The following is an 18,352-nucleotide window of genomic DNA, read 5'->3' as shown; positions in this document are numbered from 1 at the left end:
CGAGGAGCCCGCATGGGACGCGTGACCGCCCGCCGCCCGGTCGTCCGGGTCGTCGACGGGGTGCGCACCCGGCGCCCGGACACCCTCGTCGTGGAGGAGCCGCTCGAGGTGCGCGTCGACGGGCGCGCGCTGGCGGTGACGATGCGCACCCCGGGCGACGACTTCGACCTCGTCGCGGGCTTCCTCGCCACCGAGGGCGTGCTGCGCACGGCCGACGACCTGGCCGGCCTGCGCTACTGCGGCGGCGCCGCGCCCGGCTCGCCGGGCGGGGGGACGTACAACGTCGTCGACGCCGACCTCGCCCCCGGCACCCCGGCGCCGGACCCCTCGGTCGAGCGCGCCTTCTACACGACGAGCTCGTGCGGGGTGTGCGGCAAGGCGAGCCTGGACGCGGTACGGGTCGCCGTCGCCCACGACCTCGCCGCCGACCCGGTCGCCGTCGACCCCGCCGTGCTCGCCTCGCTGCCGGACCGCCTGCGCGAGCAGCAGCGCGTCTTCGACCGCACCGGCGGCCTGCACGCCGCGGGCCTGTTCACCCCCGACGGCGAGCTGCTGTGCCTGCGCGAGGACGTCGGGCGGCACAACGCGGTCGACAAGGTCGTCGGCTGGGCGGTGCGCCAGGGGCGCCTGCCGCTCGCCGGCACCGTCCTGCAGGTCTCGGGGCGGCTCTCCTTCGAGCTCGTGCAGAAGGCGGCGGTCGCGGGGGTGCCCGTGCTGTCCGCGGTCTCGGCGCCGTCGAGCCTGGCCGTCGACCTGGCCGAGGAGCTCGGCATGACCCTCGTCGGGTTCGTGCGGGACGGGCGCCTCAACGCGTACACGGGCGAGCACCGCCTGCTCGACACGTCCGCCGACCGGGGTGCGCGCGCAGTGATCGCGCCGTAGCGTCCCCCCACACGGCCCGCTCCCGCCGGGCCCGACGGGACGAGGTGCGGCGTGGCGCTCGACCGCAGGCGTTTCCTCCAGCTCTCCGGCGCGGCCGGGGCGGGTGCGGCCCTCGCGGGCTGCGGCGGCTTCTCGACCGGCGGCGACGACGGCGGCGGCGGGGACGGCGGCGGCGGGGGCGGCGGCGCGCTGGACTTCGTGCTCTGGGGCTCCGACGCGGAGGTCGCGGCCTTCCAGGCGGTCGCCGACGCCTTCGAGGAGCAGGAGGGCGTGCAGGTCCGCCTGCAGCCGACCCCCTTCGGCGAGGTCCTCACCACCATCGACACCGGGCTGCAGAGCGGCAGCCCGCCCGACCTGTTCCGCATCACCTACACCGACCTCGGCGTCTACAGCGGCGCCGACGTCCTGCTCGACGTCACCGACGACCTGCCGGAGGGGTACGCCGACGCGTTCGTCCCCTCGCTGTGGCGCGCGGTGCAGGGCCCCGACGGGCAGGTGCTCGGCGTCCCGCACCACACCGACACCTCGATGGTGCTCGTGGACACCGCCGCGCTCGAGGCGGCCGGCGTCGGCCCGCTGCCGACGGCGCTGGACCAGGCGTGGACGTGGGAGCAGTTCGCCGACGCCTGCGACCGGCTGCGCGCCGCCCTGCCGGAGGACAGGTTCCCGGTCGGGGTCAACTGGCAGCTCGGGGGCGCGTACCGGTGGCTGGGGTTCCTGCACCAGGCCGGCGGCCGGCTGCTCACCGACGACCTGTCCGGGCCGGCCGTGGACAGCCCCGAGGGGCGCCGGGCGCTGGAATTCACCCGCTCGTTCTTCACGAACCGGTGGGTGCCGCCGAGCACGTCCGCCAAGGGCACCTACGTCGACGAGCTCTTCCCGCCGCAGACCGTCGCCATGGTCTACGCCGGCGACTTCCTGCTGCCCACGTTCGAGGAGACCGTCCAGGGCTTCGAGTACTCCGGGACGTTCCTGCCGCGCGACCAGCGCGCGGCCGCCGAGCTCGGCGGCAACGCGGTCGTGGCGACCCGCGAGGGGTCGAACACGCAGGCCGCGTCGCGGTTCCTGCAGTTCCTCGCGTCGGAGGAGCAGATGCAGGCCTTCTGCACGGCGACGACCGTGCTGCCGACCCGCACCTCGCTGACGAACCGCGACCTCGGCTACCGGCTGCGCCCGGACCTCATGGAGCTCTACGTGCAGCAGGCCACGCAGATCCCCGAGGACCTCGTGGCGCAGGTGACCGTGCCGCAGTTCAGCGCCATCAACAACGCGCTCGTCGAGCGGCTGGAGTCCGCGTTCGTCGGCGGCGCCGACACCTCGGAGGTGCTCGCCGGGCTCAGCGGCGACATCGAGACCGCCCTCGGCTCGTGAGGCGCCGGTGAGCACCGCGACAGCGCCCGCCGCCGGCGAGGCCGCCGCCGCCCGCACCCCCGGGCCGCGGCGCCGGCGGCGGCGCTCGGCCGAGGCGGCGCCGCAGACGGGGGTGCGCACGCGCGCCGCGACGGCGTACCTGCTCCTCGCCCCGAACCTCGCGCTCTTCGCCCTGTTCTTCCTGCTGCCCCTCGGCGCCGCGCTCGTGCTCAGCCTCGCGCGCACGACCGGCGTCGGGCCCACCGAGTGGGTCGGGCTCGGCAACTACGAGCAGCTCGCGGGCGACGCCGTGTTCTGGCGCTCGGTGGTCAACACCGCCGTGCTCGTGCTCCTCACCGTCCCGGCGAGCCTCGCCCTCGGCCTGCTCCTCGCCGTCCTGCTCGACAAGCCGGTCCGCGGCCGGGCGGTCTTCCGCACCGTCTTCTACCTGCCGTACGTCCTCTCCGGCGTCGTCGTCGCGATCGCCGGGCGGTGGATCTTCAACGAGAACATCGGCGTGGTGAACCGGGTGCTCGAGGCGGTCGGCCTCGAGCGCGTCGCCTGGCAGTCCGGCGCCGTCCCCGCCTTCGTGTCGGTCGCCGTGATGATCACGTGGGGGCGGCTCGGGTTCTGCATGGTCGTCTACCTCGCCGGCCTGCAGGGCGTGCCCCGCGAGCTGCACGAGGCGGCCTCGCTCGACGGCGCCTCGGGCTGGCAGCGCTTCCGCCACGTCACCTGGCCGCTGCTGCGCCCCACGACCTTCTTCCTCGTCGTCATGATGGTCATCGAGTGCTTCCAGGTCTTCGACCTGGTCTACGTCATGACCGGCGGCGGGCCCGGCAACGCGACCCAGTTCCTGCCCACGTACGCCTACGCCGTCGGCTTCGGCGCCCGCCAGCAGGGCCTCGGCGCCGCCATCGGCATGGTCATGTACGTCCTCGTGCTCGCCGGCACCGTGCTGTGGTGGCGGGCCCGCAAGGACCAGGAGGCCGAGGCGTGAGCACGCGCCCGCGGGCCCGTACGGCGGGGCGCTTCCTCGGCCTCGCCGCCGCCGCCGTCTTCATGCTCTTCCCGGTCTACTGGCTGGCGGTCACCGCGGTGACCCCGCGCGAGGACCTCGCGGGTGGCCGCCCGCCCGCGTTCCCCAACGAGGTGCGCCTGTCCAACCTGTCGGAGACGTGGCAGTCGCTGCCGTTCAGCCAGTGGCTCGTGAACTCGCTGTCCATCGCGGTCGTGGCGTGCGTGCTGTCGGTGACGCTCAACCTCGCCGCGGGGTTCGTGCTGGCGAAGTACCGCTTCGCCGGGCGCGGGGCGATCTTCCTCGTCATCGTCTCGACGCTCATGATCCCGATCCAGGTCGTCATGATCCCGCAGTTCCGGATCGTCGCCGAGCTCGGCTGGCTCAACTCGTACTGGGCCGTGATCATCCCCCGCGCCGCCGAGGCCTTCGGCATCTTCCTGGCCCGCCAGTTCATGCTCGGCATCCCCGACGAGCTGCTCGAGGCCGCCCGCGTGGACGGCGCCGGCAACCTGCGCACCTTCGTCAGCGTCGTGCTGCCGCTGTGCAAGCCCCTCGTCGCGGTGCTCGTCGTCTTCACCTTCATGTTCCGCTGGAACGAGTTCGCCTGGCCGCTCATCGTGCTGCGCGAGCAGGCCCTCTACACGCTCCCCGTCGGCCTGTCGTTCCTCCAGGGCCAGAACGGCACCGACTACGCCGGCCTCACCGGCATGGCGCTGCTCACCTCGGTGCCGGTGCTCGTCGTGTTCCTCGTGTTCCAGCGGTACCTCGTCGAGGGCGTCGCCCGCACCGGGCTGAAGTAGGGGCGCCGCGCGCTGGGCGTGCGGGGCGCGTGCTCCCGCGGCGATCATGCGCGCCTGGCGGGGGACCGGGCCATCGGTCCCCGCGGCGACCATGCGCGGATGGCGGGGGCTGGCGGAGCGGCGGCGCCACCTCCCCGCGGCGATCATGCGCGCATGGCGGACGCTGGCGGAGCGGCGGCGCCACCCGTCCCTGCGGCGATCATGCGCGCACGGCGGGGGGTGCGCTCGCCCCGTGACCCCTTCGCGCACGCAGCACTCGGCGTGTCCCAGGCCATCGGTCGGGACACGCCGCTCCCGGCAGCCCTAGGGGTGCGCGAACCGGGCGACCGCGGAGCCACGCCCGCTCGGCGCACGTGCTGCGCGTACCGGACGCGGGGCCGGCCGCCGGACCTCCGCCTGGTCCGCGGGGTCCGCGGGGTCCGCGGGGTCCGCCGTACGGGGTCCGACGGCGGGCCCGGGCGGTGCGCACGAGCCGGGTGTCCGGTTCGCGCACACAGCGCACGGCGTGTCCCGGTCCTTCGACCGGGACACGCCGCTCCCGGCGACACGTCGTGTGCGCGAACCGGACACCCGGCGGACGCCACGCCGCTCCCGGCGACACGTCGTGTGCGCGAACCGGACAGCCGGCGGACGCCACGCCACTCCCGACCCCGCAGGCGTGCGCGGTCGGGAGCGGCGCCCGGACCCCTCAGCCCCGCAGCAGCGCCGAGAAGTCCGTGGTGAGCTCGAACGGGTCGGCGGGGCCGGCGGCGGGCTCCCGGGCGGCGACGGCGGCGGCGAGCTCGCGCCCGGCGCGCTCGACGCGGGCGGACAGCTCACCGGTGGTGCCGTCGGAGCCCGCCCAGTCCTCGGACGCGGCGAAGACGCCGGTGGCGACGGGCGCGGCGCGCAGGTACGCCATGAGGGGGCGCAGCGCGTGGTCCAGGACCAGCGAGTGGCGGGCGGTGCCGGCGGTGGCGCCGAGCAGCACCGGCAGGCCGTCGAGGGCGCCGGGCTCCAGGACGTCGAAGAACGTCTTGAACAGCCCGCTGTAGGACGCGCTGAAGACCGGGGTCACGGCCACGAGCCCGTCGGCGCGCCCGACGGCGTCGAGCGCGGCGCGCAGGTCGCCGCGGGCGAAGCCGGTGAGCAGGTGGTCGGTGAGCTCGTGGGCCACGTCGCGCAGCTCCACGACCTCCACCTCGGCCGCGACGCCCCGCTCGCGCAGGGCGTCGACGGTCGCGGCGGTGAGCCGGTCGGCGAGCAGCCGGGTCGAGCTCGGCTGCCCGAGGCCGCCGGAGACGACGACCAGGGTGCGGGTGCTCACGAGGCGAGCGCCTCCTCCGTACCGGGCGCGCCCTCGCGGCGGGCGGCCGCGAGCAGGCTCGCGTGGGTGGGTGCCTCCGGCACGTGGGCCGGCTTGAGCGCGGCGAACTCGCGCCGCAGGACCGGGACGACCTCCTCGCCGAGCAGGTCCATCTGCTCGAGGACGGTCTTCAGGGGCAGCCCGGCGTGGTCGATGAGGAACAGCTGGCGCTGGTAGTCGCCGACGACGTCGCGGAAGCCGAGCGTCCGCTCGACGACCTGCTGCGGGCTGCCGACGGTGAGCGGGGTCTCCGCGGAGAACTCCTCCAGCGACGGGCCGTGGCCGTAGACCGGGGCGACGTCGAAGTAGGGGCGGAACTCGCGCACCGCGTCCTGCGAGTTCCTCCGCATGAACACCTGCCCGCCGAGCCCCACGACGGCCGTGTCGGCGGGGCCGTGGCCGTAGTGCTCCCAGCGGCGACGGTAGAGGTCGACCATCCGCCGGGTGTGCTCGGCCGGCCAGAAGATGTTGTTGTGGAAGAAGCCGTCGCCGTAGTACGCGGCCTGCTCGGCGATCTCCGGGGTGCGGATCGAGCCGTGCCACACGAAGGGCGGCACGCCGTCGAGCGGGCGCGGCGTGGCGGTGAACGACTGCAGCGGGGTGCGGAACCGGCCCTGCCAGTCCACGACGTCCTCGCGCCACAGCCGGCGCAGCAGCGCGTAGTTCTCCACGGCGAGCGCGAGCCCGTCGCGGATGTCCTTGCCGAACCACGGGTAGACCGGGCCGGTGTTGCCGCGGCCGAGCATGAGGTCGACGCGGCCGTCCGCGAGGTGCTGCAGCGTCGCGTAGTCCTCGGCGATCTTCACCGGGTCGTTCGTGGTGATGAGCGTCGTGGAGGTGGAGAGCAGCAGCCGCTCGGTGCGGGCGGCGACGTAGCCGAGCAGGGTGGTCGGCGACGACGGCACGAACGGCGGGTTGTGGTGCTCGCCGGTCGCGAAGACGTCGAGCCCCACCTCCTCGGCCTTGCGGGCGATGGCGACCATCGCCTTGATGCGCTCGGCCTCGGTGGGGGTCCGGCCGGTGGTCGGGTCCGGGGTGACGTCGCCGACGGTGAAGACGCCGAACTGCATGGCGGGTCCTCGATCCTCAGGAGGGGTCGTACGGGGGTGGGGTGCGGGTGGGGCGGCGGCCGCCGCGGGGGCGCTGCGGGCAGCGCCCCCGGCGGCAGCGGTGCTCGGGCCTCAGGCCTCGGGGGCCTCGGCGGGCACCTCGGCGGGGGCCTCGACCTGGACCTTGATGGCGGAGAGCTCGAACTCCAGGGCGATCTTCTCGCTGACGAGGACGCCGCCGGTCTCGAGGGCGGCGTTCCAGGACACGCCGAAGTCGCTGCGGTTGAGGCTCGCGCGGCCCTCGAAGCCCACGCGGACGTTGCCGAACGGGTCCTTCGCGGCGCCGGTGTACTCGAACTCGACGGTGACCGGCTTGGTGGTGCCCTTGATGGTCAGGTCGCCCGTGACGGCGAAGGTGCTCTCGTCGAGGACCTCGACGCCGGTCGAGCGGAAGGTGATCTGCGGGAAGCTCGGCGCGTCGAAGAACTCGTTGGTGCGCAGGTGGCCGTCGCGCTGCTCGTTGCGGGTGTCGACGCTGGCGACCTCGATGTCGACGTGCGCGCTGGACGCGGTCGGGTCCGCGAGGTCGAGGTGGGCGCCGCCGGCGAACTCGGTGAACTGGCCGCGCACCTTGGTGACCATGGCGTGGCGGGCGACGAAGCCGATGCGGCTGTGCGACGCGTCGAGCACGTAGTCGCCGGTGAGCTCGGCGGGGGTGAGGGCGGTGGGGACGGCGGTCTGGGTCATCGCGGGCTCCTGCGGGGCGGCGGGTCGGCCAGGTCTTGTTGACCTGTCAACATCGACGCTACGGGAACTCACGCTGACGTGTCAACATTCCGGGGTACGCTGGACGGGTGGACCTGACGGAGCGCGCCGCGGCCGGCGCAGCGGTGCGGTGGCTGGACGAGGACGAGGCGCGGATGTGGCGGGCGTACCTCGTGATGCGCCGCGACCTCGACGGCGTCGTCGACCGCCAGCTCGCCCAGGGCGGGCTCTCGACCGCCGACTACGCGCTGCTCGTCCCGCTGTCCGAGGCGCCCGAGGGCGTCCTGCGCGCCCGCGAGCTCGGGCGCGACGCCGGGTGGGACCGCAGCCGGCTCTCGCACCAGCTGCGGCGCATGGAGCAGCGCGGGCTCGTCGAGCGGTTCGACTGCGAGACCGACGCGCGCGGCACCATGGTGCGGCTCACCGCGGCGGGGCGCGACGCGCTCACCGCGTCCGCGCCGGGGCACGTGGAGACCGTGCGCCGCTACTTCGTCGACCTGCTCTCGCCCGAGGAGGTCGCGGTCCTGGAGTCGGTCGCGCGGCGGGTCAGCGCGGCGATCGCCGCGGGCGACGACCACGACCCCTGCCAGGGCTGAGGGCCCGTACGGGTCGCGGGGGCCGGGCCGGACCCGGGGTCACGACCAGAGCAGGCGGCGCACGTCCGGCTCGGGGGCGCCCACGAGCCCGGCGTACCGGTCGAGCAGCCCGGCGACGAGGCACGCCAGCGCGAACGCGTGGTGCTCCGCCTCCTCGTCCGCGACGCTGACGAACGCCTCCTCGGGGCTGCCGGCGCGCAGCGCCAGGGCCCACAGCCGCGTCGCGGCGGCCCACGGCGTGCGGTGCAGCCCCGCGGTGCGGGCCAGCGCGCTCGCCGTCGTCGGGGCTCCGGCGGCGTCGAGCAGGTCGAGGACGTCGAGGGCGCGCGCGGCGAGCGTGCCGAGGACCGGCACCGGGTCGTCGGCGACCCCGCCGGCCACGAGGTGCCCGGCGTCGCGCAGGCGCCCCTCCTGCAGCGCCGCGAGCAGGGTGCCGGCCGCGGCGGCGGGGACGGGCCGCGGGCGGGCCGGTGCGGTGGGGTGCTCCATGCCCCCGTACGTCGGCGCCGGCGCGCCCCGCCTTGACCCCGCGCCCGGACCCTGCCCGGGCACCGCCGCCTAGGCTCGGGCCCATGGCAGAGCTCGACCCGGAGGTCCTGGACTTCGCGCACCGGCTGTTCGACCTGGCGCGCCACGGCGGCACCGAGGAGCTGGCCGGCTACCTCGACGCCGGGCTGAGCCCCGACCTCACCAACGACAAGGGCGACACGCTGCTCATCCTGGCGGCGTACCACGCGCACCCCGCGACGGTCGCCGCGCTGCTGGCGCACGGCGCGGACCACTCGCGGGCGAACGACCGGGGGCAGACCGCGCTCGCGGCCGCCGTCTTCCGCCGCGACGAGGAGACGGTGCGCCTGCTCCTCGCGGCCGGGGCGGACCCCGACGCCGGCGGCCCGTCGGCGCGCCAGACCGCGGCGTTCTTCGAGCTGCCGGAGATGGCGGCCCTGCTGCCGGCCCCGCGGTGACCACGGAGCGTCACCGGATACCGGACGTTCCGCGACGGACCCCGCCCGGACAGCGGCCGATCGGGGGCGAAGCGGTCACGCAGCGCTGCGGAGCGGGTTAGCGTCACCGGCAGAGCGGCAGCACGCGCCCCGACGGACGGGCCCGGCGCGACGCCGCTGCACACGGCTGGGGGGCTGGGATGGGGACGCGCGCGCGGACGACCTACGCAGGGGGATGGCGCCGGGGGGTGCTCGCGGCGGGCGCCGCGGTGCTCGCCCTCGCGGCGCAGCCGGTGCCGGCGGGGGCCGTGACGACCCCCGTGCACACCGGGGTGGTGAGCGCCGACCCGGTCGACAGCACGCCGCACGTGCTCGACGGGGCCGTGCGCTCGATCGTGCAGGTGGGCGACGTCGTCGTGGTGGGCGGCAGCTTCACCAGCGTGGCGCAGACGCGCACCAGCGCCCCGCTCCCCCGCAGCGGGCTCTTCGCCTTCTCCGCGAGCACCGGCACGATCGTGCCGGGCTTCGACCCCGCACCCGACGGGGCGGTGCAGTCCCTCGACAGCGACGGCACGTCGCTCTACGTCGGCGGCACCTTCACCCGCATCGCCGGGGCGACCCAGCGCCGGCTCGCCAAGCTGACCCTCGACGGGCGCCTCGCCGCCGGGCAGCCGCGGGTGCCGAACTCCCGGGTCAACGACGTCGTGGTGCGCGGCTCGCGCCTCTACGCCGCGGGCGCCTTCACCGCGGTCGGGGGCACCCCCCGCGGCGCGCTCGCCGCGCTCGACAAGGACACCGGCGCGCTGCTGCCGCAGGTCGACGTGCCGTTCTCCGGCATCCACAACAGCGGCACGACGAACATCCAGCGCTTCGACGTCGCGCACGACGGCAGCGAGCTCGTCGCGGTCGGCAACTTCTCGACCGTCGCCGGCGAGGCGCGGCGCCAGATCGCCCGGGTGGCGCTGCCCGCCGACGGGCCCGCGGCCCTCTCCCCCTGGGCGACCACCCGCTACACCCGCCCCTGCGCGTCGAAGGCCTTCGACACCTACATGCGCGACGTCGACTACGCGCCCGACGGCTCGTACTTCGTCGTCACCACCACCGGCGCGTTCGACGGCGGCCAGTCCACGGGCACGCTCTGCGACACCGCGGCCCGCTGGGACACCGCGCCGACCACCGCCGGGCAGGACCCCGCCTGGGTGGACTACACCGGCGGCGACACCCTCTACGGCGTCGAGGTCACCGGCAGCGTCGTCTACGTCGGCGGCCACATGCGGTGGATGAACAACCCGTTCCAGAGCAACCAGGCCGGCCCCGGCGCGGTGGCCCGCGAGGGCGTCGCCGCGCTCGACCCCGTCAACGGCCTGCCGCTGGCGTGGAACCCGGGCCGCACCCGCGGGGTCGGCGCCGAGGCGCTGCACGCGACCGAGCAGGGCCTCTGGGTCGGCAGCGACACCGACCGGCTCGGCGGCGAGTACCACGGCCGGGTGGCCTTCCTCCCGCTCGAGGGCGGGTACGTCCCGCGCGCGCAGGCCGCGACCACGCTGCCCACCACCCTCTACGCCGGGCGCACCGCCGCCGCCGGCGCCGTCCCCGCGGGCCTCGCGGCCCGCCCCTTCGACGGCACCGCCGCAGGGCCGGCCACCGTCGTGCCCGTCCCGGCCGACCTCGACTGGGGCGCCGCGCGCGGCGCGTTCGTGGCCGGCGGGCAGCTCTACCTCGGCCAGTCCGACGGCCGGCTCGTCGCTCGCGCGCTGACGACGGACGGGCTCGGCCCGGCACGCGACGTCGACCTGCGCAACGACCCCGACAACGGCGCGAAGATCCCGTGGACGATCAGCGGCGTCACCGGCATGGCGTACGACGCCGGCACCGGCCGCGTCTACTACACCCGCTCGGGCAGCGCGGCGCTCTACTACCGCTACTTCACCCTCGACGGGGAGGTGCCGGGGGCGCAGGAGCTGGTCGCCGCGACGACCGGCTTCACCGGCGCCGCGGGCCTCGCGGTCGCCGGCGGCGAGCTGCTCTGGGGCTCCAGCGTGGACGGGCACCTGCGCGCGGTCCCGCTCGTGGCGGGCCGCCCCGCCGGCGCGGCGCGCACCGTCGTCGCCGACGGCACCTGGCGCACCCGCGCGCTCTTCGCCTCCTCCGAGGCGCTGGCCCCCGTGCCGAACGCCGCCCCCGTCGCGCAGGTCGCGCAGCAGTGCGACCCCAGCGGCGCCTGCACCTTCGACGCCTCCGGGTCCAGCGACGCCGACGGCACCGTGGTGTCGTACGCCTGGGACCTCGGGGACGGCACCACCGCCAGCGGGCCGACCGCGACCCGCGCGTATGCCGACGGCACCTGGACGGTCCGCCTCACGGTGACCGACGACCGCGGCGCCACGGCGACCACGGAGACGACCGTCGTCGTGCAGGCCCCGCCGGCGCAGGCCGAGGTCGGGTTCGTCGGCGCCACGGGCACGAGCGGCAACGCCGTCACCCTCGGCGCGCCGGTCCCGGACGGCGTGCGCGCCGGGGACGCCCTGCTGCTCAGCCTGTCGGTGGCCGCCGACCGCGTCCCCGCCGCCCCCGCCGGGCTGCGCGGCTGGACGCTGCTGGGCGACGCCGTCGGCGCCCGCGGCGAGCTGCACACCTTCGTGTGGCACGCCGTCGCCGAGGACGGCGACGCCGGGCGCACCGTCTCGGTCGCGCTCGACGCACGCGCCAAGGCGACGCTGGCGGTGCTCGCGTACACCGGCGCCGAGGCGGCGCCGCCGGCCTTCGCGGCCGTCGCGGAGACCGCGTCGCGGGCCGAGCACGCCGCCCCCGCGCTCCCGGCGACCACCGGCAGCTGGGTGGTGTCCGGCTGGGCCGACAAGTCCAGCGCCACGACCGGGTGGACCGCGCCGGCCGGTACGCAGGAGCGCAGCGAGCTGGTCACCGACGGCTCGGGCCGGGTGACGAGCCTCGTCGCCGACAGCGGCGCCCCGGTCCCCGCCGGCACCGCGGGCGGCCTCACCGCCGTCGCCGACTCCGCCTCGGCCAAGGCGGTCGCCTGGACGGCGGTGCTGCGCCCGCGCACCTGAGCGCGGCAGCCGCGCTGACCACGCAAGCGACCCGTCGGGGTGCTCCGCGTGGTCGCGGCGGTGACCCGCCGCGGGTCAGAGGGCGAGGGCGTACGACGGGTCCTCGAGCACCCGCGCCACGTCGGCGAGGAGCTTCGAGCCCAGCTCGCCGTCGACGAGGCGGTGGTCGAAGCTCAGCGACAGCTGGAGCACCGAGCGCGGGCGGACCCTGCCCTTGTGCACCCACGGCTTCTCGCGGACCGCGCCGACGGCGAGGATCACCGACTCCCCGGGGTTGAGGATCGGGGTGCCGCCGTCGACGCCGAAGACGCCGACGTTGGTGATCGTCGCGGTGCCGCCCTGCAGGTCGGCGGGCTGCGTACGGCCCGCGCGCGCGGTGCGGACGAGCTCGTCCAGCGCCCGGGCCAGGTCCGGCAGGGCCAGGGCATCGGCGCCCTTGACGTTCGGCACGACGAGCCCGCGCGGGGTCGCCGCGGCGATGCCGAGGTGCACCGCGGGGTGCAGGACGATCTCCTGCGCGTCCTCGTCCCACGACGCGTTGGCCTCGGGGTGCCGGCGCAGCGCGAGGACGAAGGCCCGCGCGACGAGCAGCAGCGGGCCGACCCGCAGGCCCGCGAGCGCGGGGTCCTCCTTGAGCCGGCGCACGAGCTTGAGCGTCCGGGTGACGTCGACCTCGACCCACTCGGTGACGTGCGGCGCGGTGAAGGCGCTCGCGACCATCGCCCGCGCGGTCGCCTTGCGCACGCCCTTGACCGGGATGCGCACCGCGCCGGCGGGCGCATGGTCACGTCCGGGCACTGCATGATCGCGGCCGGGATCTGCATGATCACGCCCGGGAGCTGCATGATCACGGCCGGGGGCTGCGGCGGCCGCGGCGGCCTCGACGTCGGCGCGGGTGACGACCCGGCCGGGACCGGTGGGGTCCACGGTCGCGAGGTCGACGCCCAGCTCCTTGGCCAGGCGGCGCACGGGGGGCTTGGCGAGCACCGCCGCCGGGACGGGCCCGGGGGCCTGCGCGGGGGCGGGCGAGGGCGAGGGCACGAACGCGCCGTGCAGCGCCTGCTGGACCGGCGCCGCGCCGGACGGGTCGGGGCGCCCGCGCCGGGGCCGGCGCGCGGTGGCGGCGGCGCGGGGGCCGTACCCGACGAGCACGGGCTGGCGCGCCGGCGCCTCCTCGGTGACCGGCGGCGGCGTGGGCACCAGGTCCTCGGCGAGCGAGGAGGTCGCCTGCACGGGCGGCGCGGACGCCCCGACGGCCACGTCGACGGCGATGATCGGCGCGCCGACGTCGGCCGTGGTGCCCTCGGGCACGAGCAGCTCGGCGACGACGCCGGCGTACGGGCACGGCAGCTCGACGAGCGACTTCGCGGTCTCGATCTCGACGATGACGTCGTTGACGGCGACGGCGTCGCCCTCCTTGACCTTCCACGACACGATCTCGGCCTCGGTGAGGCCCTCGCCGACGTCGGGCAGGCGGAACTGCTTGATCTCGGGCACGTCAGGTCCTCGGGTCCTCAGAAGGCGAGCGAGCGGTCGACGGCGTCGAGGACGCGGTCGAGGTCGGGCAGGAAGGCGTCCTCGAGGCGGCTCGGCGGGTACGGCACGTCGTAGCCGCCGACGCGCAGCACGGGCGCCTCGAGCCGGTAGAAGCAGCGCTCGGTCACCCGGGCCGCCACCTCGGCGCCGAGGCCGAGGAAGGTCGGCGCCTCGTGGACGACGACGAGCCGCCCGGTGCGCGCGACCGACGCCTCGAGCGCGCCGAGGTCGAGCGGGGACAGCGAGCGCAGGTCGAGCACCTCGAGGGACGTCCCCTCCCGCTCGGCGGCCGCCGCGGCGTCGAGCGCCGTGCGGACCGTCGGGCCGTACGCGGCGACGGTGACGTCGGTGCCCTCGCGCAGCACCCGCGCCGCGTGCAGCGGCGTGAGGTCGTCCCAGGCGCGCGCCTCGTCGACCTCGCCCTTGTCCCAGTAGCGCCGCTTGGGCTCGTAGAGCAGCACCGGGTCCTCGCAGGCCACGGCCTGCTGCACCATCCAGTACGCGTCGTCCGGGGTCGAGCAGGCGACGACGCGCAGGCCGGCGGTGTGGGCGAAGTACGCCTCGTTGGACTCGCTGTGGTGCTCGACGGCGCCGATCCCGCCGCCGACGGGGATCCGCACGACGACCGGCAGGGACACCGCGCCCAGCGAGCGGGCGCGCATCTTGGCCAGCTGGCTGACGATCTGGTCGAACGCCGGGTAGACGAAGCCGTCGAACTGGATCTCCACCACGGGGCGGTAGCCGCGCAGGGCCAGGCCGATCGCCGTGCCGACGATGCCGGACTCGGCGAGCGGGGTGTCGATGACCCGGTCCTCGCCGAAGTCCTTCTGCAGGCCGTCGGTGACCCGGAAGACGCCGCCGAGCTTGCCGACGTCCTCGCCCATGACGAGGACCTTGGGGTCGGCGTCCATGGCGCGGCGCAGCCCGCCGTTGAGCGCCTTCGCGAGCGTCGTGGTGGTCATCGCGCGGCCCCCTCGGGAGCGTCCTCGAACGAGGCGAGGTAGTCGACCATCCCGGCCCGCTCCTCCGCGAGGAGCGGGTGGGGCTCGGCGTACACGTGGTCGAACATCGCCGTGGGCGGCGGGTCGGGCAGCGCGCGGCAGCCCTCGCGCAGCCGTACGGCCAGCGCCTCGGCCTCCCGGTCGAGGTCGTCGAGGAAGGCCTGGTCGGCCCAGCCGCCCCGCACGAGGTGCGCCTTGAGCCGCTCGAGCGGGTCCTTGAGCTTCCACTGCTCGACCTCGCTGGCGATGCGGTAGCGGGTCGGGTCGTCGGAGGTCGTGTGCGCGCCCATCCGGTACGTGTAGGCCTCGACGAGCGTCGGGCCGCCGCCCTCGCGCGCGGTGCGCAGGGCGTCGCGGGTCACGGCGAGGCACGCGAGCACGTCGTTGCCGTCGACCCGCACGCCGGGGAAGCCGAAGCCGAGCGCGCGCTGGTAGAGCGGGATGCGGGTCTGGCGCTCCAGCGGCTCGGAGATCGCCCAGTGGTTGTTCTGGCAGAAGAACACGACCGGGGCCGAGGTGACGCTGGCGAAGGTGAAGGCCTCGTTGACGTCGCCCTGGCTGGAGGCGCCGTCGCCGAAGTACGCGATGGTGGCCGCCTCGGCGCCGTCGCGCTGCATCCCCATCGCGTAGCCGGTGGCGTGCAGCGTCTGGGCGCCGATGACGATCGTGTAGAGGTGGAAGCCGTGCTCGGCCGGGTCCCAGCCGCCGTGGTTCACCCCGCGGAAGAGGCCGAGCAGCTGGAGCGGGTCGACCCCGCGCGTCCAGGCGACGCCGTGCTCGCGGTAGGTCGGGAACGCGTGGTCCCGCGCCAGCAGCGCGCGGCCCGAGCCGACCTGGGCCGCCTCCTGGCCGAGCAGGCTGGCCCAGATGCCGAGCTCGCCCTGGCGCTGCAGGGCGGTGGCCTCCACGTCGACCCGGCGCACGAGGACGAGGTCGCGGTAGAGGGAGCGCAGCTCCTCGGGCGTGGTCTCGAGGTCGTAGCGCGGGTGGTGCACCCGCTCGCCCTCGGGCGTCAGCAGCTGCACGAGCTCGGGGCCGGCGACCTCCCCGGGCACGTCGGGGGTGGGGGCCTGCGCGGCGGTCCCGGGGTGCGCCCGGGCGCCCGCCGCGCCGACGACGGTGTCGGTCACGGGCGCTCCTGTCCTCGTCACGTCCCGCCCGCCCGGGGTCCCCGGGCGCCGGCGGGTGCGGCCGGCGACGGGCCCGCGGCGCCCCGAGGTGGGGGGCTCCGGTGCCCGTCCGGGCCCCGTGGGACGCCCCTGTGGTGCGACTCACAGGCCCGTGCGGGACAACGTACCGGTCCGGGGGTAGGAGCGGGGGCCCGGCGGGCCCGGCGGGCCCGGGGGACGGCGGGCGGCGCCCGGGTGGCCCCGGCGTGACCGGGGCGTGACCTGCGGGGACGCGGCGCAGCGGTGCCCCGGCGGCGGTGCGGGGTGGGCCGGCCCGGCGTCGGGACGCTGCGCGACGGGACGCTGGCGGTGCGTGCCGGCGGCGGGGCCCGACGGGCGGTCCCGTCCACAGGATCGCCGCCGCTTTACCGCCGCTTGGTGCCCCGGCAGGTAGTTTCCCAGCGTCCCCCGAACGGCGCGCCGCCTTGACGGCGCGCGCCGACCGCGACCCCGAGGAGCTGCCGCCCGTGCGAGCACGTCCCGTCGTCCTCGCTGCGTGCGCAGCCCTGTCCGCGTCCCTCTTCCCCGTCGTCGCCGGTGCACCCCTCGCCGCGGCCGACGAGCGCGGGGCCGTCGCCGTGGAGCGCTCGCGCGCCGCCGTCGGCGACGCGCGCGACCGCCTCGCGCAGGCCCAGGCCGCGCTCCCGCGGGCGCAGGCCGAGCTGGAGCGGGCGACCCGCGCGCTGCGCGGCGCCCAGGCCCGCGAGCGCGCCGTCGCCGCCGAGCTCGTGCGCGCCCAGCGTGCCGAGCGGGCCGCCACCGCGCAGGTCGCGCGCACCCGCGCCGCCCTGGCCGAGGCCGAGCGCACCGCCGCCGCCCTGGCCCACGAGGTGTACGTGCAGGGCCTCGACGGTCCCGCCCGCCAGCTCTCGGTCGCCCTCGGGGCGCGCGACGCGCAGGAGCTCGCCGCCGCCGTCGCCCTGACGAGCGAGGTGTCCCAGCGCCAGTCGGACCAGATCGCGCACCTCGACGCCCAGCGCGCGCGCCTCGCCGAGCACGAGGCAGCCCTGTCCGCCGCGCGCTCGGAGGTGCAGCGCCGCGAGGCCGCCGCCGAGGCGGTCGTCGAGCGCGAGCGCTCCCTCGTCACCCGCGCCAGCCGCAGCCGCGACCGCGTCACCGCCCTCGTCGCCGTGCGGGCCGAGGCCGTCGCCCGCGCCGAGGCCACGAAGCGGCTCGACGAGGCGCAGTACCGCGCGATGCAGGACGAGGCCGCCGCGCTCAAGGAGCGCCTGGCCACCATGGCCGCGACCGGGGTGCCGCCGGTGTCCGGCTCCGGCCTGGTCGTGCCCGCCGAGGGCAGCTTCACCTCGCCCTACGGCATGCGCACCCACCCCATCACCGGGGTGCACAAGCTCCACACCGGCATGGACATCGCCAACTCCTGCGGCACGCCGATCCTCGCCGCGCAGGCCGGGCGCGTCGTCGAGGCGGAGTACGCGAGCGGCTACGGCTACCGCACCGTCATCGACCACGGGGTCGTCGGCGGCCGGCGCCTCGCGACGGCGTACAGCCACCAGCAGGGCCTGCAGACCGCCACCGGGCAGAGCGTCGCCCAGGGCCAGGTCATCGGCGAGATCGGCACGACCGGCTACTCCACCGGCTGCCACCTGCACTTCGAGGTGCTGGTCGACGGCGAGTACGTCGACCCGGAGCCCTACCTGCGCTGACCCGCCAGGACGCGCGAGCGCCCGCCCGGCCCCGTCGAGGGGGCGGGCGGGCGCTCGCGCGTCGGGGGCCCGTCGGGGGCACGTCGGGGGCGGACCCGCGGCGGGTCACGGGGCGGCGGCGGGCTCCGGCGCCGCGGGCGGCTCCCCGGCGGGCGCGGCCGGCGCGGCCGGCGCGGCCGGCGCGCCCTGCTCCGCGGCGCCCGCGGGGGCCCCGTCGGGCGCGCGGTCGGGGGTCGACGCCGGGGGCTGCGCCGTCGGGGGCACCGTCCCCGGGCCCGTCGCGGTCGGCGGGTCGACGACGACGGGCGGCGGGGTCTGCACGGGCTGCGGCTCGGGGCTCGGCTGCGGGTCCGGCGCCTGGCTGCCCGGGTCGGGCGTGCCCGTGGCGGGGTCGGTGGGAGCCGGGTCGCCGGGCGCCTCCACGACGGGCGGCGGCGTGGACGGCGCGGACGGCGTGGACGGCGTGGACGGCGCGGGCTCCTGCGTCGGGCGCGGGGTCGGCACGGGGGTCACCACGTCGCCGGCGTCGACGACGAAGTCGTCGTCCCCGACCGGGGAGCCGGGCCCGTCGCCGCCCGGCAGCGGCTGGGCGGGGGCACCGTCGCGCGGGGCCGGGGCGCCCCCGGGGGCGCCGGGCGCCTCCGCCCGTCGGTCGGCGCCGGGCACCGGGTCCACCCCGAGCGGTGCGCCGCGCCGCAGGACCCCGCGGCCCTGCGCCGCCCCGGGCAGGTCGAGGACCGCGGTCGGGGCGCCGCTCGCACCGGCCGCACCGGTCGCGGCGGGGGCGCCGGCCGGGCTGGTCGCGCCGTCCGTCGGCGAGGGCGCGGGGCGCAGGTCGAGCGGCGCGGGCGGGGCCGGGGCGGGGCCGGGCCCGGCGGCGTACGGCGCCGCGGCGGCCCCGGCGGACCCGCGGGGGCCGGGGGCGCCGCCGAGCTGCCCGACGCCGGCGACGCCGGCGACCGCCAGGGCCGCGGCGGCGAGACCGGCGAGGGTGGCGCGGGCCAGGTCGGACCCGAGGTCGCGCAGCCCCGCGCCGGCGGGCAGCACGTCGGCGGGCTCGCCGGGGCGCGGGGCCGCGGCGGGCGCGCCCCCGCGCTCGTCGCCCCGCGCGGCGGGGCGGGACGGGCGGTACGGGGTCCTCATGCCGGTACCTTCGGCA

General features: G+C 77.0%; 16 protein-coding genes. 8 read left to right on the top strand and 8 right to left on the bottom strand.

Going from position 1 to position 18,352, the window contains the following annotated elements; genetic code table 11:
* Positions 1-12: 12 nt before the first annotated feature.
* From fdhD to D5H78_RS14660, 4 genes are read left to right on the top strand one after another with little or no spacing between them, the layout of a single operon-like run.
* Complete coding sequence (fdhD, locus tag D5H78_RS14675) at positions 13-882, top strand: formate dehydrogenase accessory sulfurtransferase FdhD (protein WP_119951243.1); 870 nt, start codon at positions 13-15, stop codon at positions 880-882.
* A gap of 51 nt (positions 883-933) precedes the next feature.
* Positions 934-2,253: an ABC transporter substrate-binding protein gene (locus D5H78_RS14670; RefSeq protein ID WP_119951242.1), complete on the top strand. Its 1,320-nt coding sequence runs from the start codon at positions 934-936 to the stop codon at positions 2,251-2,253.
* 7 nt (positions 2,254-2,260) lie between these two features.
* The gene (locus D5H78_RS14665) at positions 2,261-3,232 is read left to right on the top strand and encodes a carbohydrate ABC transporter permease (RefSeq protein WP_119951241.1); all 972 of its coding nucleotides are present in this window, start codon (positions 2,261-2,263) and stop codon (positions 3,230-3,232) included.
* The gene (locus D5H78_RS14660; protein WP_119951240.1) at positions 3,229-4,053 is read left to right on the top strand and encodes a carbohydrate ABC transporter permease; all 825 of its coding nucleotides are present in this window, start codon (positions 3,229-3,231) and stop codon (positions 4,051-4,053) included. The genes D5H78_RS14665 and D5H78_RS14660 overlap by 4 nt, the downstream gene beginning before the upstream one ends.
* 688 nt (positions 4,054-4,741) lie before the next feature.
* On the opposite strand, the gene D5H78_RS14655 is transcribed toward D5H78_RS14660, so the two are convergent.
* From D5H78_RS14655 to D5H78_RS14645, 3 genes are all read right to left on the bottom strand, one after another.
* Positions 4,742-5,359, bottom strand: coding sequence for an FMN reductase (locus D5H78_RS14655; protein ID WP_119951239.1), 618 nt, complete (start codon positions 5,357-5,359; stop codon positions 4,742-4,744).
* The gene (locus D5H78_RS14650; protein WP_119951238.1) at positions 5,356-6,468 is read right to left on the bottom strand and encodes an LLM class flavin-dependent oxidoreductase; all 1,113 of its coding nucleotides are present in this window, start codon (positions 6,466-6,468) and stop codon (positions 5,356-5,358) included. Before D5H78_RS14650 ends, D5H78_RS14655 begins: the two co-directional genes overlap by 4 nt.
* Positions 6,469-6,579: 111 nt before the next feature.
* Positions 6,580-7,194, bottom strand: coding sequence for a YceI family protein (locus D5H78_RS14645; protein ID WP_119951237.1), 615 nt, complete (start codon positions 7,192-7,194; stop codon positions 6,580-6,582).
* Positions 7,195-7,301: 107 nt separating this feature from the next.
* On the opposite strand from D5H78_RS14645, the gene D5H78_RS14640 reads away from it, so the two are divergent.
* The gene (locus D5H78_RS14640) at positions 7,302-7,808 is read left to right on the top strand and encodes a MarR family winged helix-turn-helix transcriptional regulator (protein ID WP_245941673.1); all 507 of its coding nucleotides are present in this window, start codon (positions 7,302-7,304) and stop codon (positions 7,806-7,808) included.
* A 39-nt stretch (positions 7,809-7,847) separates the two neighbouring features.
* On the opposite strand, the gene D5H78_RS14635 is transcribed toward D5H78_RS14640, so the two are convergent.
* Positions 7,848-8,297, bottom strand: a complete 450-nt coding sequence (locus D5H78_RS14635; RefSeq protein WP_119951236.1) for a hypothetical protein — start codon at positions 8,295-8,297, stop codon at positions 7,848-7,850.
* Positions 8,298-8,380: 83 nt separating this feature from the next.
* Here D5H78_RS14635 and D5H78_RS14630 point away from each other — a divergent pair, with 83 nt between their 5' ends.
* Together D5H78_RS14630 and D5H78_RS14625 are read left to right on the top strand one after the other, a co-directional pair.
* Positions 8,381-8,773, top strand: coding sequence for an ankyrin repeat domain-containing protein (locus tag D5H78_RS14630; protein WP_119951235.1), 393 nt, complete (start codon positions 8,381-8,383; stop codon positions 8,771-8,773).
* A gap of 227 nt (positions 8,774-9,000) precedes the next feature.
* On the top strand, positions 9,001-11,820 hold the full coding sequence (locus D5H78_RS14625; protein ID WP_133412073.1) for a PKD domain-containing protein: 2,820 nt from the start codon (positions 9,001-9,003) through the stop codon (positions 11,818-11,820).
* A 75-nt stretch (positions 11,821-11,895) separates the two neighbouring features.
* Here D5H78_RS14625 and D5H78_RS14620 read toward each other — a convergent pair whose 3' ends face one another.
* The 3 genes from D5H78_RS14620 to pdhA are packed head-to-tail and all read right to left on the bottom strand — an operon-like array spanning position 11,896 to position 15,412.
* Positions 11,896-13,317: a dihydrolipoamide acetyltransferase family protein gene (locus D5H78_RS14620; protein ID WP_119951233.1), complete on the bottom strand. Its 1,422-nt coding sequence runs from the start codon at positions 13,315-13,317 to the stop codon at positions 11,896-11,898.
* 17 nt (positions 13,318-13,334) lie between these two features.
* Positions 13,335-14,318 (bottom strand): alpha-ketoacid dehydrogenase subunit beta, encoded by a 984-nt coding sequence (locus D5H78_RS14615; protein WP_119951232.1) that lies wholly within the window; start codon positions 14,316-14,318, stop codon positions 13,335-13,337.
* Positions 14,315-15,412, bottom strand: a complete 1,098-nt coding sequence (pdhA, locus tag D5H78_RS14610; protein ID WP_342782476.1) for a pyruvate dehydrogenase (acetyl-transferring) E1 component subunit alpha — start codon at positions 15,410-15,412, stop codon at positions 14,315-14,317. Before pdhA ends, D5H78_RS14615 begins: the two co-directional genes overlap by 4 nt.
* A gap of 581 nt (positions 15,413-15,993) precedes the next feature.
* Between pdhA and D5H78_RS14605 the strand changes: the two genes are divergently transcribed.
* Positions 15,994-17,193, top strand: coding sequence for a peptidoglycan DD-metalloendopeptidase family protein (locus D5H78_RS14605; RefSeq protein ID WP_133412072.1), 1,200 nt, complete (start codon positions 15,994-15,996; stop codon positions 17,191-17,193).
* Between the two features lie 105 nt (positions 17,194-17,298).
* On the opposite strand, the gene D5H78_RS14600 is transcribed toward D5H78_RS14605, so the two are convergent.
* Positions 17,299-18,336, bottom strand: coding sequence for a hypothetical protein (locus D5H78_RS14600; protein WP_119951229.1), 1,038 nt, complete (start codon positions 18,334-18,336; stop codon positions 17,299-17,301).
* Between the last annotated feature and the right edge of the window lie 16 nt (positions 18,337-18,352).

The sequence above is a fragment of the Vallicoccus soli genome (assembly GCF_003594885.1).
Taxonomy (GTDB): domain Bacteria; phylum Actinomycetota; class Actinomycetes; order Motilibacterales; family Motilibacteraceae; genus Vallicoccus; species Vallicoccus soli.
Note: the sequence above shows the minus strand (reverse complement) of the source record. Positions and strands in the feature narration are given on the sequence as shown.